The organism is Autumnicola lenta (genome assembly GCF_031846515.1).
Taxonomy (GTDB): Bacteria; Bacteroidota; Bacteroidia; order Flavobacteriales; family Flavobacteriaceae; genus Autumnicola; species Autumnicola lenta.
The window spans coordinates 25,586-37,885 of sequence record NZ_JAVRHO010000013.1; the positions used below are offsets into that span (position 1 = coordinate 25,586).

General features: G+C 37.6%; 15 protein-coding genes. 13 read left to right on the forward strand and 2 right to left on the reverse strand.

Translation table 11 applies throughout. The features are described from left to right. Positions 1-49 precede the first annotated feature (49 nt). From RM545_RS10380 to RM545_RS10405, 6 genes are all read left to right on the forward strand, one after another. The gene (locus RM545_RS10380) at positions 50-538 is read left to right on the forward strand and encodes an asparaginase domain-containing protein (protein ID WP_168025975.1); all 489 of its coding nucleotides are present in this window, start codon (positions 50-52) and stop codon (positions 536-538) included. 128 nt (positions 539-666) lie between these two features. After that, positions 667-1,455 (forward strand): helix-turn-helix domain-containing protein, encoded by a 789-nt coding sequence (locus RM545_RS10385; RefSeq protein WP_311495234.1) that lies wholly within the window; start codon positions 667-669, stop codon positions 1,453-1,455. Positions 1,456-1,698: 243 nt separating this feature from the next. Beyond that, entirely contained in the window at positions 1,699-2,535 is an 837-nt protein-coding gene (locus RM545_RS10390) for an RteC domain-containing protein (RefSeq protein ID WP_168025974.1), read from the forward strand. Positions 2,536-2,852: 317 nt separating this feature from the next. After that, entirely contained in the window at positions 2,853-3,137 is a 285-nt protein-coding gene (locus RM545_RS10395; protein WP_168025973.1) for a helix-turn-helix domain-containing protein, read from the forward strand. Positions 3,138-3,140: 3 nt separating this feature from the next. Next, a complete protein-coding gene (locus RM545_RS10400) occupies positions 3,141-3,893 on the forward strand; it encodes a hypothetical protein (RefSeq protein WP_168025972.1) in 753 nt (250 codons plus the stop codon). Continuing rightward, a complete protein-coding gene (locus RM545_RS10405) occupies positions 3,877-4,539 on the forward strand; it encodes an ATPase (RefSeq protein WP_168025971.1) in 663 nt (220 codons plus the stop codon). Before RM545_RS10400 ends, RM545_RS10405 begins: the two co-directional genes overlap by 17 nt. Before the next feature lie 158 nt (positions 4,540-4,697). Here RM545_RS10405 and RM545_RS10410 read toward each other — a convergent pair whose 3' ends face one another. Further along, on the reverse strand, positions 4,698-5,348 hold the full coding sequence (locus tag RM545_RS10410; RefSeq protein WP_235942522.1) for an N-acetylmuramoyl-L-alanine amidase family protein: 651 nt from the start codon (positions 5,346-5,348) through the stop codon (positions 4,698-4,700). A gap of 194 nt (positions 5,349-5,542) precedes the next feature. Between RM545_RS10410 and RM545_RS10415 the strand changes: the two genes are divergently transcribed. Continuing rightward, a complete protein-coding gene (locus RM545_RS10415) occupies positions 5,543-5,830 on the forward strand; it encodes a hypothetical protein (protein WP_168025969.1) in 288 nt (95 codons plus the stop codon). A gap of 16 nt (positions 5,831-5,846) precedes the next feature. Here the strand turns inward: RM545_RS10415 and RM545_RS10420 are convergent, their stop codons facing one another. After that, complete coding sequence (locus RM545_RS10420) at positions 5,847-5,990, reverse strand: hypothetical protein (protein WP_168025968.1); 144 nt, start codon at positions 5,988-5,990, stop codon at positions 5,847-5,849. Between the two features lie 110 nt (positions 5,991-6,100). Between RM545_RS10420 and RM545_RS10425 the strand changes: the two genes are divergently transcribed. From RM545_RS10425 to RM545_RS10450, 6 genes are read left to right on the forward strand one after another with little or no spacing between them, the layout of a single operon-like run. Beyond that, the gene (locus tag RM545_RS10425) at positions 6,101-8,512 is read left to right on the forward strand and encodes a TraG family conjugative transposon ATPase (RefSeq protein ID WP_168025967.1); all 2,412 of its coding nucleotides are present in this window, start codon (positions 6,101-6,103) and stop codon (positions 8,510-8,512) included. After that, on the forward strand, positions 8,509-9,078 hold the full coding sequence (locus RM545_RS10430; protein WP_146831850.1) for a TrbJ/VirB5 family protein: 570 nt from the start codon (positions 8,509-8,511) through the stop codon (positions 9,076-9,078). The genes RM545_RS10425 and RM545_RS10430 overlap by 4 nt, the downstream gene beginning before the upstream one ends. A 2-nt stretch (positions 9,079-9,080) precedes the next feature. Then, complete coding sequence (locus tag RM545_RS10435) at positions 9,081-9,923, forward strand: hypothetical protein (RefSeq protein ID WP_168025966.1); 843 nt, start codon at positions 9,081-9,083, stop codon at positions 9,921-9,923. A gap of 10 nt (positions 9,924-9,933) precedes the next feature. Further along, positions 9,934-10,548 (forward strand): conjugal transfer protein TraK, encoded by a 615-nt coding sequence (locus tag RM545_RS10440; protein ID WP_168025965.1) that lies wholly within the window; start codon positions 9,934-9,936, stop codon positions 10,546-10,548. Next, positions 10,538-11,467 carry a conjugative transposon protein TraM gene (gene traM / locus RM545_RS10445; protein ID WP_168025964.1) on the forward strand — a complete coding sequence of 310 codons (930 nt, stop codon included), beginning with the start codon at positions 10,538-10,540 and terminating at the stop codon, positions 11,465-11,467. Before RM545_RS10440 ends, traM begins: the two co-directional genes overlap by 11 nt. Further along, positions 11,464-12,297: a DUF4138 domain-containing protein gene (locus RM545_RS10450; RefSeq protein ID WP_168025963.1), complete on the forward strand. Its 834-nt coding sequence runs from the start codon at positions 11,464-11,466 to the stop codon at positions 12,295-12,297. The genes traM and RM545_RS10450 overlap by 4 nt, the downstream gene beginning before the upstream one ends. The last annotated feature ends 3 nt before the right edge of the window (positions 12,298-12,300 follow it).

The following is a 12,300-nucleotide window of genomic DNA, read 5'->3' on the forward strand; positions in this document are numbered from 1 at the left end:
AAGAGTAAGTATCTTATCTTTAGTACGTAAAATCCCAAATCTTACAATTTTGATACATATACTTACCACAGGAGGCACCATCGAAGGCCTGGATTATAATCAAAAACAAAGCGCCAGAAAAATTTCATTAAGTAATTTTCTGGAATCAGCAAATGTTTCATTTCCTTTTACCTTGGAGGAAGTCTTCAAAAAAGACAGTCGTTTCATAACTCAGGAAGACCGGGAATTTTTAGCAGAGAGAATTAAAGCAACCGGTTCTTCTAAAATATTGATCACCCACGGCACTTTCACTATGGAAGATACTGCGGCGCATATAGGAAAACTTAACCTTGATAAAACAATTGTTCTCGTAGGTTCATTTATCTTAGGTTCATCAAAGAACACGGATGCACCTTTTAATTTAGGTTATGCGATATGCTCCTTGCAATTTTTAAAACCTGATGTATATGTTGCTATGAACGGCAGGATTTTTCATTGGAGCAATGTGACTAAAAATTTAAAGACAAATAAATTCGAGCCTAAAGATGAAAAACAATGATGTTTGGCACTTCAATCCATTGGACGACCTTTTTCTATCTTTTGATTGACACCATTATTGTACTTATTGCTGTCATTCAAAATGCAAAGCTAAAACGCCTGAGCCTAAGAAGGTATATAATTCTAGGGTTGCTGTATATTGCTTACAACTTAACCGGGGGATTCCTCCCAACAGAAAGTTTTCCTGATCCAATAATTGTTCAATACATCATTACTTATGGCGTAGCAATAGCACTATGTGTATACATAATTTATTATTTGTATAAGGACTATGATATTGAATTTTTAAAATTCGGTTCCACTATTCCCAATATTGCTATACTGGTAGGTTGTAGTTTTATTCTGTTATTCTTAATTCCCTACTTCCTTACAAATTCTTTAGATTCAGCAAGGCTTCTTTTCACGATCCCGGTTTCAATTATAGCATTTATTTTTCTCGGCTTATTTTACAGAAGGATTTCAAACATCGACAATCCAAATTCATTTGTTTCTAAAAAAAACAGATTAGCCATCATAAGTATCTCTTGCATAGCCCTTTTGCCCATACTAACAGTTATAGGTGATTATCAATGGTTAACATTCACTGTAATGAACCTGGCTTTCTATGCAATAACAGTTATTGAAGTAAATAGATACCTTCGTTTTCTGAAGAATAAGCCTGAAGCCTTCGAAGTCTTTGCTTTTCAAAAAGTAGAAGGAAATGAAGCCCTGAAAAACAAAATAATTTATGGAGATCTGACAAGAAGGGAAGTTGAAATTGCATTATCCATTTTACGAGGATTATCCTATAAAGAAATTGCCAAAGATTTTTTCATAGCAGAAAGCACTGTTTCTAAACATGCCTCAAATATTTTTAAAAAAACTGCGGTCAAGAATAGAGGTCAATTCATATCCCGCTTCAAGCCAAAGAATGAATAGCTTCAATACTATTTTGGGTTTCTAGCTCGTATTCCGTAGGAAAATACGGGCTTTTCCGTAATAAAATACGGCATCAATTACTGACAGTAAAGGTATTTGTGATTATCTTCAAGGAGGTTCTTTAGCTGTAAGGAAAGTACCTCCCAATTTCCTTTTTGATCATTCGTAGTCGATAGACTCGAATGGACTATCTAACCATTTATATAAAAAAGTGTATGATGCTTTACAGTAAAATTGTTACAGATGGATACAGAATTGCTCTCATACAAGCTATTGGAAGATCTGAAGGAAATCAAACTTCACAGTAAGAATATCCTTAAACAATCCTATCGCTCTATTGAAGTCTGTCGTAACCTACTCATTACACTCAAAAGAGAAGTCATAGCTAAAGGCTTTGACTCAATTGAAGCCGAAATTGAATTCTTTAAAACTATAAAACAGGCTCCCCTAGTTCAACTCATTTATTTCTCAGAAATCCATTCCTTTGAAATCCAGTTTCCAAAAGCGGATAAAAACTCCCAGCTTAAATTCATAAAAAAGAAAATTGGTAAGCTAAATCGTTTCTTTCTGTACAATATGGATTTCGGGCAGTATGTCAATTCCGGGGCCACCCATTTCGACAAAGAATATTACACCCGGGATTACCTGGATAGCTTTCATATAACCACTTCAAAATTCTATTTTCAGGACCCTGATTTTTGCACGCCCAGGGACATGCTCCTAGGTAAATTCAAAGCCTACAATACATTGGTTATTTATCTGGATGAACGAATGTCCAATGTTGAAAATAATCTTAATGGAAAAGAGGTAAAGCTCCATGCCACCGAAAAAATACATTGGCCATTTACGAATTCGGATTGGGTGGAATTGGTTTATGCCCTATGGTATAATGGACTTCGAAACCAAAATGGCCTTAGCATTATGAAGGTTTCACAAAAGCTTCAGGAAATCTTTGATTATACACCAAGGGACATCTACAAAACCAATCAGGACATCAAGGGCAGAAAAAATAGCAGGACGTTATTTCTTGACCAATTAGCGACCTCACTACTTTCCGAAATGGATAAGAGTGAAGACTAAAATTTTTGGATTTTTTGATCTTCCAGAATTGATAAAAAAAGACCGTACTACGGTTGACCTACCGAAATCGATATTTTTTTCAAACCTCCATTTAATTTAATGTTATTTGAAGATTTAAGTTTAAAATTTATAGGATAAAAACAGCCAAAGTTCATCAAATTTCAAAATGTTAAACTTTGACCGTACTACGGTCGTACTGGGGAATAAAATCCAGTAATCCCTCCCAATTTTGTAGAACGAAAGTCAAATTCAGTCAGGGGCTATCAATTTAAAAAGTTTAACCCTTTGGTAGTCCCTTTCTTCTAAAAAATTCTATTATGCCAACAAGTATAATTACCACAGACGATCTTCGGGAATTCAAAATGGAATTGCTCGATGAGATTAAAGACCTTCTTGCCAAACAAACTTCAGGAAGAATTAAAAAATACCTTAAATCTTCCGAAGTGATGGACCTGCTCCAGGTAAGTCCGGGAACCCTTCAAAATTTACGAATAAATGGTACGCTCCCATACACAAAAGTGGGCGGAATCATATATTACGATGCAGAGGAAATCCAGAACGTGATGGATACCAATCGTGTGCAGCATGGTTTAAATTCCTAAGCGATGAATTATATAAAGCTTCTTAATGCGGCTTTTGAAAATTTTTTTTTTGATGACCGCCTAAATCCAACGCACATCAGCCTGTATATGGCTTTGTTTCAGGAATGGAACAGTAGCCGGTTTGCCGATGAATTTTTCGTTAACCGCAGAGAGTTGATGCGTGTAGCCAAAATCGGCTCCAAATCCACATACCATAGGTGTGTCACGGATCTTGATACCTGGAGATACCTCTGCTATTTTCCGTCGAATAACCCTTACAAAGGCAGTAAGATCAAGATGTCCATTATCGGGACAAGTGATGAATCGGAGACGGGACAGTACAATCCCAGATTAGAACATCTTGCGGAACGCTACCATCCCAAAAATGAACCAGTGGTGTACCAGCACCGTCCCACCAATGGACAAGCTGTGGACTCGCACCGTCCCGTGAGTGGACAAGCATTGGTATCTTATATAAACAATACTAAACAAGTAAACATTAATAAACAGCCAAAGGACAGGCAGGCTGTTTTATTTTTTTTTGAGGAAAAAGATTTTTCTGCTGATGAAGGAAAAAAATTCTATGAACATTATCAGGCAGATGATTGGAAAACCAGTGACGGAAAAGCGATAAGGGATTGGCGTGCCCTGGCCAAAAACTGGATGGACCGAATAGAATTATTCGGAGAGGAAAACAAACAAAACAAAAAGCGAGCGTCCCAAAATCAGGACAACCTCAGAACCACTAAAGCAAAAGATTATGGACAACCCCTCTAAAATTATCGAAGGTGGTATGGAATATTCCCTGGGAAAGTTTGATGGGAAAACCGTTGTTTACGATTTTCCAAAAATGCTCATCTACCTAAATGCCAAAGGAAAACTTCTATTCGGACAAAAATTCCGGATCTATGAGGACGACCGTGATATTTTACTGAAGCTGTGCTCTTATTTTATAAAGGAAAAAGATAACTGCCAGAAATTTGGGATAGATCTTGAAAAAGGTATTTTGCTGTCCGGCCCGGTCGGATGCGGCAAAACAAGTTTGATGAAGTTATTACACCATCTGGTTCCTTTGCAGCGGCCTTACGAAATGATTCCCTGCCGGAATGTGACCTTCAGCTTCAACCATTTGGGCTATAAAACGATTGAAGAATACGGGAACACCAAATTCTTTTGTTTTGATGATCTGGGTGTTGAACCACCCGGTCGCTATTACGGCAAAGACTGTAACGTAATGGGCGAAGTCCTTTTATCGCGATATGAATTTTTTCTACAGACAAAGCAACACATAAAAACCCACGCAACGACCAACCTTAACGCTGAGGAGCTGGAAGAACGTTACGGAAACAGAGTCCGAAGCCGTATGCGGGAATTATTCAATCTTGTTGCTTTTGATGAAACCGTGGGGGATAAGCGGAAATAGAAATGGGCATCTATGATATAAATTTGAAGAGATAATAACAACTTATCATCAAGCCATGGTTCATTTTTTTAAGTCCGAAAGTTGCTTTAAAGTTTCTGAAACGAAAGCTTTTACAACATCCCCAATACTTTTAATAATTTCTAAAAATGCTTCTTTCATTATTTCGATTTTAAATGATTATTTATTCCTGATAAAATAGCCAATGCTATTGCTGTAATACCTGATGGTCTGGAAAAATACACTGCCTCAACCGGATTATTCAAAAAGCCTACTTCAATTAGAATAGCAGGACAAAACTTAATCATTTCCCTGAGTACTTGAAAATTGGCAAATTTCATCCCCCTGTTTTCAATGTTTAAATTAAGAGTAGACTCTTTTAGAATTTCATTTCCAAGAGCGATTGAAGTCCTGGTGTTATAGTCATTTTTTATGGATTCAGAATTAAATGTAAAAATTTCCATTCCCTTGGCATCGCTATAAAATGAATTGCAATGCAAGGAAATACATATATCTCCCCTTAATGATTTTGCTAAGTTGATCCTTTCTGAAAGGGTGAAAAAACTATCATCATATCTTGTAAGATAAATGTCGTACACATCTCCAAATATTGTTTTATTGAGCCTGATCATTTCTTTTGCTATGGCCAGGACAACATCTTTTTCCTGGATTCCGTTTATTCCGATCGCACCAGGGTCTTTTCCTCCATGACCAACATCGACAATAATTCTTTTTCGATGTTCTTTTCCCTGCCCAAAAATGAAACACATTTTCAGGAGCAAAACCAGAAAAATGACGTTTTTCAGCTTCATGAGCATTTAAAATTTTCAGGTTGTTACCAGTTCTCCTGGTGATTTCAATTCAGTTTGACATCATTTAATATCAAACTAAACTATTAAAAATCAAATATTATTTTTTATTTATTATGCTGATTTTCAACGTATTATATTGAAATATATGTATTTTTTCCATAACAAAAACAACACAAAATTTTAAACTGTGCTTTATGAAAAAACCAATCTATCCCACGCTCTTTTTGTCCCTGGTTTCTTTACCGCTTTTTGCACAAATCGGGGGAATTGAAAATTCGGTTAATGATATTGCCGATACGATCCGGACCATCTTCCCAATCCTCCTTGGAGTGATCTTTCTTGTCGGCTTCCTGTTTAACGCAGGCCACTTCTTTGGGGAAAATGCAGACCTTAAAAAGGGGATTACCCGGGTGCTCGTCTTTGTCCTTATTGCAGGAGCAGTAGTGGGCATCTTCACCTATTTGATTTCAATCGTGGTCTAATGAAACAGTTTGAAGTCTATAGAAACATTAGGAAAGGGGCTGTCATTTTTGGGCTGCCCATCTCCTCCTTTGCTTTAATGATGATTTGCGTAGTAGCTTCATTACTGGTCATCATTTTCTCTTTCAGCTTCTGGATCATCATTAGTGCTTTGATCCTCAATTGTATCCTTTATTTAGTACTAATCAGAATAACCAGAACATCACAGCTCTTTCAGGTTTCGGTAAAATTTCCAGAAATCATCAGCAACAGAAGAAATTCAAATTTTAATTATGAACAAGATTAATCTTTCGGACTTTACGCCCATAATCGATATTCAGGACAATATCATTTTTGCCAATAATGGTAACGTAGTTCTTTGCTATGAGGGGATGTTACCTGAAATCTACTCTTTATCTGAAAAGGACTTTAAAGATATTCATGGGGTTTGGTTCCAGGCCCTAAAATCTTTGCCCAATGGAAGTGTTGTACACAAACAGGACATTTATTTAAAAAAATCTTATTCTGCGGAGTTATTGCCAAATACTACCTTTTTAGAAAAGGCAACACACGAACATTTCAAAGGCAGGGAATATATGGAACATCGCTGCTATCTGTTTTTTATCCTCACCAAAAACAAAGCATTAAATAACCCGAAGTATGTCAATCCATTTCGAAAGGTCTCTAAAGGGATGTGCCAGGAACTGGATGATAATCTCAAAAGTTTTATCAGCTCTGTGAGCGATTCCGTTTCCTTTATCAATAATAGCCGTAGGATGTCTTTTCTACCTCTGGGCGCCGTGGAAATTCAGGCTTTAACCAATAGCTTTTTTAATGGTTTTTCTGAAGGTTTTGATACAGATATGCTGCTAAATAAATCCAATATTCAGGTTGGCGACAATTATTTTGATGCCCTGGCTATCAACAGCGAACGCTGTTTTGGAGAAACTGTTCAGAGCAGTAAGGTCAATGAAAGGTTTACTTCCGATGAGTTTATATTCCACCAGGGCTTTATTGACGGCCTCGGCTTGACCCTTAATGAAAATCATATGGTAAACCAGATTCTCTACCTGGATGACAAACAAAAATGGCGGAAGCTCCTTGATAACAAAATCGAAGAACTTCATAAAAGTTCAAATTTCGGATCTCAGAATAAGGTTGTGCTGGGTAAAATTCAGCATATCCTTGATCAGATAAATGCGGATGATACGTCCAGAATTATCCGTGGCCATTTCAATGTCATCTATTGGGCTAAGGAAGCCGGAGAGCTGGCCCAGATAGCTTCGAAGGTAAAGACTGAATTTAAGGAACTTGATATTACGCCGTACTACCCGCGGGGGGAAGAACGTAAAAATTATGTAGTGAATAGCTACTGTTGTTTCTCTTCCAATTTTTCCAATTCAGATCTATATGTGACCGATTTAAAACATGCGCTGTGCCTGCTGATTAATAATACCAATTATAAATCTGATCCCACAGGAATCATCTTCAATGACCGGGAACACAACATCCCGGTGCTAAAGGATGTATGGGACGAGGGAAAGAAGCGGATTAAAGCCCGGAACTTTGCCATTTTTGCCCCTACAGGGGAAGGAAAATCTTTTCTGGCCAATAATATTTTGCGCCAGTACTTTGAGAGCGGAGTGCGCCTGGTGATCATTGATCTTGGTGGCTCCTATACAAAATTCGCAAAATTATATCCTGAAAAGTATACTGTTCTGAGATATGAAAGCGGGAAAAATTTGGGTATTAATCCGTTTTACATCAGTAATTCAGAAGATGTCACGCCAGAACGGCTGGAGGATTTGTCAATGTTCCTGTTTGAACTCTTCGGCTCAGATTTAAAAGTCACCAAAGCACAATCAGTTTCGATCAGAAAAATATTGCTCCACTACTATTCGAATGTTCCTGAAAAGCATTCCCTGGATAATTTTTATCGGTTTGTAGAAACCAATCAGAAGGATCTCCTGCAAAAACTGAAGATCCATGCGGATTACTTCAACATAGTGAACTTCCTGCACGTGATGTCAGAATATGTTGGAGATGGCCTGTACAGTTTCCTTTTTGAGATTAGCGAGGACCAGACCTATAAAATTGAAGATAAAAGATTGATTGTTTTTGAGCTTGATGAAGTAAAGGATAACAAGGAAGTTCTTTCAGTAATGCTTAAGCTGATTAAATCCGCTATCCAACGAACCATTTGGAAAAATCGTGCCGAGAAAGGAATTATCCTTTTTGATGAATTTGCGAAGCAGTTGAAATTTGAGAACGTACTGGAAAGCGTGGAATTCTACTATCAGGCAATTCGGAAACAGAACGGGGCAATCGGTATCATCTTACAATCTATTAACCAGCTGCCGAACAATTCCATCTCGGCAAGTATCCTGGAGAACACTCAGGTCATTTACAGCCTGCATAATGAAAAGGGGTATAACGAGCTGGCCAAGCGGTTAAACCTTTCCAGCCACGATCTTAACCAGCTAAAATCCATCAGGAACAATCTTTCCGGGGAACGGAAGTACACTGAAATGTTTATCAAGATTGGAAAGGAAAGCAATGTCTTCCGTCTGGAAGTGCCAAGGGAAGTTTATGCAGCATATTTAACCGATGGATACGAGAATGAAGAAATAATGAAGCTTTATGAAAAGCATCAGGATATGGAGAAAGCAATTACAGAGTATTCATCCAAAAAAATAAAAATATGAGAACAAAAATTTTAATTCTTGGAATGGCTATCTTTTTTAGTCTAAACACCCGGGCCCAGGGAATGCCGGTTTACGATAATACGAACTTTATCAGCCTGGTGAAGTCGCTGGTGGAATCTGCAAAGCAGACTTCCCAACTTTTAAAAACTGCTGAATTCCTGAAACAGCAGAAAGAAAATCTTGAAAAAGTAAACAATGTAGTTAAGCAGTTAAAAGCCGTACAGGAAATAGGCCGGAACAATCAACGTCTTATCAACGTAATGCAGAATGACTTACAGGACATTCTTAACTCACCCTATATCAAACCAGAGGAAATCCAACGGGTGACTGAATCTTTTAGCTCCATTGTAGAAAACTCATTAGAAACAATGGACTTTATTGATGAAATCCTGTCCAGCGATTACCTCAAAATGAGCGATGCCGACCGTGCGTATATCCTAAAAGAAAAGGAAGAAGAATCCAAAATTATGGTTTCAGAAATTACATTGAAAACGAAGCGATACCGTGATATTATTTCTTTCCGAAAGATGCAGGATAAAATCAATAATCGTGAAACAGAATATTAATTATGGCTGCTAATATCATCTTAGGAATAGGTCTGGAATATGTTGATACCATTTTCCAGACCATACAAAATAGTAGTTTCTCGCAATATACCATTGCTGGAATGAAAACGCTTGCCGTCCTTTTCTTTTTAGTCAATATCCTCAAAAAATACAGTGAGGGCGTTGCGGATAAGGATGGCTATACCTGGGGGTTAAGCCCTGGAGAACTGGCCAAAAACTTTGCTGTCGTGCTACTGGTAATTTTCTCGACACAAATTCTCGGCTTTTTTGATGGTATTTTAGTGGCCATTGAAGGCCAATATCGCGGCACGGCCCCAGCTTTACTTCCTTTACAGATGCAGGATATTCCTATTGAAGATGAAGTAAACATTATAAAAGCAGCTCAGGCTGCAATGGCATTGCTCTATGAAGCTTTGGTAACACCCCTTTTTGGTTTCAAAATATTCGCTTTTATAGGAAGTACTATCCTATGGATTCTAGATCTGTTCATTTATCCCTTATTTTTGGCAGAACGCTTTTTCCTACTGGGGATTATGCAAGCGTTTTTCCCATTGGTCATCAGTCTGGCCGTTTTTGAAAAATTCCGTTCCCTGGCTTATAATTTTTTCAAATTGTATACAGCGGTCTATATGCTGGTACCGGCCTTCTTCTTGGTCAATGTCTTTGTCAATGCCATTTATACTGAGATAAACACCAACTTTTGGACGAACTTGTTCGGGACGGATGTAGGCAGCGGCTTTTTTGCCCCAGTTGTACAGCTTGGTTCGGTAGGGTTTATCGTTTTCCTAAAGTTCAAATTGTATCGCCGCGCTACTTCATTTACCCTGAAATTATTTACTGCCTAAAACTAATACAATGAAAACACCTTATAAAAATATTTACGCCGTCCTTAGAATAAATAGGTTTATCGTCTTGGCCGTCATCATCTGTTCCTCATTATCCAGCTTCTTTGCCGTTTGGATGGCATATAACATTAATAAAAAGGCCTTGAACAATGCTTTTGCCATCAATACCGATGGAAGTATCATTCCATTAAAACTTGTTACTCAAAAGGAAAACTATAAAGTTGAAGCCTTGGCTCATTTACAGCTTTTTCACAATTATTTCTACAACATCGATGCAAGCAATTATGAAAAGAACTTGGAAAAGGCACTATGGCTCGGCAATAGCTCTGTGGACAACCTCTATCGACAAAAAAAGGCGGATGGTGTTTATAATCGCTTGTTGCAATATTCACTAGTTCAAAAGGTGCTTAGCATCGATTCCCAAATCGAAGAAAAACACGGGGCTTACAGTTTTAGAACGGTTGCTGTTTTTGAAATCAACCGTGGGTCAATTGTCGACACCTATGAAATGGTATCTACTGGAAACCTAATTTCGGTTGACCGCAACTTTCCTAACAATCCACACGGGTTATTGATTACGAATTATTTTGAAAATACCTTAAAGAAAATATCCCATGAAAATTGAAAAGAATAAAATAGTCTTTGCGGCAGTTTTGGCCGTGATATTCCTATTTCTTATTTCCTATTCCGTGATGGTAATGGGTGATGACGAAAGCGAAAACGAGAACCTTAAAGAGACATCTGTTCCCGCACTGGAAGAAAGTCAAAAAGAATACAATTCCAAACTGGATGCAATCAACGATTTGAAGGAAGTGAAGGAAACCAACGCACCAAGCATCTACAATGAAAAGCTGATTGATTCCTTGGGTTTTTATGATGTGGATTTACCTGAAAAAGAAAAGGAGCGCATTGTAGATAGTATTTACTCCGCAGGGAAAATTAAGTATTCCGAAAAAAATTATCAGAATATTGGCGTTAAGAAAACTGTTGCCAAAGTCGCAAACCTAGTTGACTCCGCAGAAATAAAAGCTGAACAAAAAATTGCTGCTAAGGAATTGGGACTGGAACATCAGTTGTTCTTTGCCTCTGATCCAAAGGAAAGTGATATTTCCATTTCCGGAACAACGGATGCCGTCATCTATGCGGCCGTGGATGGTGATCAAGTGGTGAAGGTCAATTCTCGTTTGCGAATGCGCTTGACCAAAGCCGCAACCATTAATAACAAAAGCATTCCAAAGAACACGTACGTTTTTGGCTTTATCAGTTTTCAACCCCATCGGGTATTAATTGAAATCGAAAATATCCATCACCATCCCACAAAACTTAAAGCCTTCGATCTTCAGGATGGAAGTGAGGGAATATACGTGGAAAATAGTTTTCGCGCAGAGGCCACTAATGAAGTCTTAGATGATATTTTAGGGGATATCAACATCCCTAGCGTACCGCAAGTGAGTGGTATAACCAAATTACTCAAGCGCAACAACCGGAACTTAAAGGTTACCGTGCTCAACAATTATAGACTAATTTTAAAACCTAAATTATGAAAGCTTATATCTTAATTATAGCCTTTGTTTTGGCTTTTAGCAAAGCTTCTGCGCAACAACCTATTACTCTTGATACCATTTATGCTAATGACCAAAAGAATGTAGCATTGTTTTTTCCAGAACCCATCCGTCAAGGAATTACGGGATCAGAAAATTTTGTATTTACTTATAATCGGGAGAAAGAACAATACTTTGGACTGCTTCAGGCAAAGCCGGGAAAAGAAAGTAATCTTCTGGTGGTCAATAAAAATGGTGCAGTTTTTTCGTATATTGTTAAGTATAAAAAACAGCTTTCCACGCTGAATTATTTCATCCCAAAATCCAGTAGCATCGGCAACGAAAAGCCTATTGCTCCTGATTCAGCTAAAAGTGATGAGTCCAAGATAGAGTTAGGAAACAAGATCTATTATTACAAAAAATTCTGTTCCTATCTACTTGATCGAAAGCAACGGATTAACCGGATAAAAAAGCGTAATGAGGGCATCGTTTTAAGTATTGAGAACATTGTTTTCGATAAAGAAGAACTTTACTTCGTGATCCAGATTGAAAATAAATCTACTTTGGATTACGATCTAAATTTTTTGAAACTTGCGGTTGAAACGAAACAAAAAGGAAAAAAGAAATCATTGCAACGTCTTTATCAAGAGCCGATTTTCAAATATAAGTTGCCTTCCACAGTAGCCGAAAACGAAACCGTAAGATTGATTTACGTTCTACCAAAGTTTTCAATAAGCAATGACCGCAGAGCGGTTTTAGAGCTAAATGAAAAGAACGGGGAAAGAGGCTTAAAATTAAAAGTATCGCATAGATTTATCAACAACCCTAATTAGCAA

Coding starts and splice junctions, on each gene's coding strand:
- RM545_RS10440 (WP_168025965.1), top strand. CDS start 9,934: ATGAAAACACCTTATAAAAATATTTACGCCGTCCTTAGAATAAATAGG.
- RM545_RS10395 (WP_168025973.1), top strand. CDS start 2,853: ATGCCAACAAGTATAATTACCACAGACGATCTTCGGGAATTCAAAATG.
- RM545_RS10400 (WP_168025972.1), top strand. CDS start 3,141: ATGAATTATATAAAGCTTCTTAATGCGGCTTTTGAAAATTTTTTTTTT.
- RM545_RS10435 (WP_168025966.1), top strand. CDS start 9,081: ATGGCTGCTAATATCATCTTAGGAATAGGTCTGGAATATGTTGATACC.
- RM545_RS10415 (WP_168025969.1), top strand. CDS start 5,543: ATGAAAAAACCAATCTATCCCACGCTCTTTTTGTCCCTGGTTTCTTTA.
- traM (WP_168025964.1), top strand. CDS start 10,538: ATGAAAATTGAAAAGAATAAAATAGTCTTTGCGGCAGTTTTGGCCGTG.
- RM545_RS10450 (WP_168025963.1), top strand. CDS start 11,464: ATGAAAGCTTATATCTTAATTATAGCCTTTGTTTTGGCTTTTAGCAAA.
- RM545_RS10425 (WP_168025967.1), top strand. CDS start 6,101: ATGAACAAGATTAATCTTTCGGACTTTACGCCCATAATCGATATTCAG.
- RM545_RS10405 (WP_168025971.1), top strand. CDS start 3,877: ATGGACAACCCCTCTAAAATTATCGAAGGTGGTATGGAATATTCCCTG.
- RM545_RS10430 (WP_146831850.1), top strand. CDS start 8,509: ATGAGAACAAAAATTTTAATTCTTGGAATGGCTATCTTTTTTAGTCTA.
- RM545_RS10390 (WP_168025974.1), top strand. CDS start 1,699: ATGGATACAGAATTGCTCTCATACAAGCTATTGGAAGATCTGAAGGAA.
- RM545_RS10410 (WP_235942522.1), bottom strand. CDS start 5,348: ATGAAGCTGAAAAACGTCATTTTTCTGGTTTTGCTCCTGAAAATGTGT.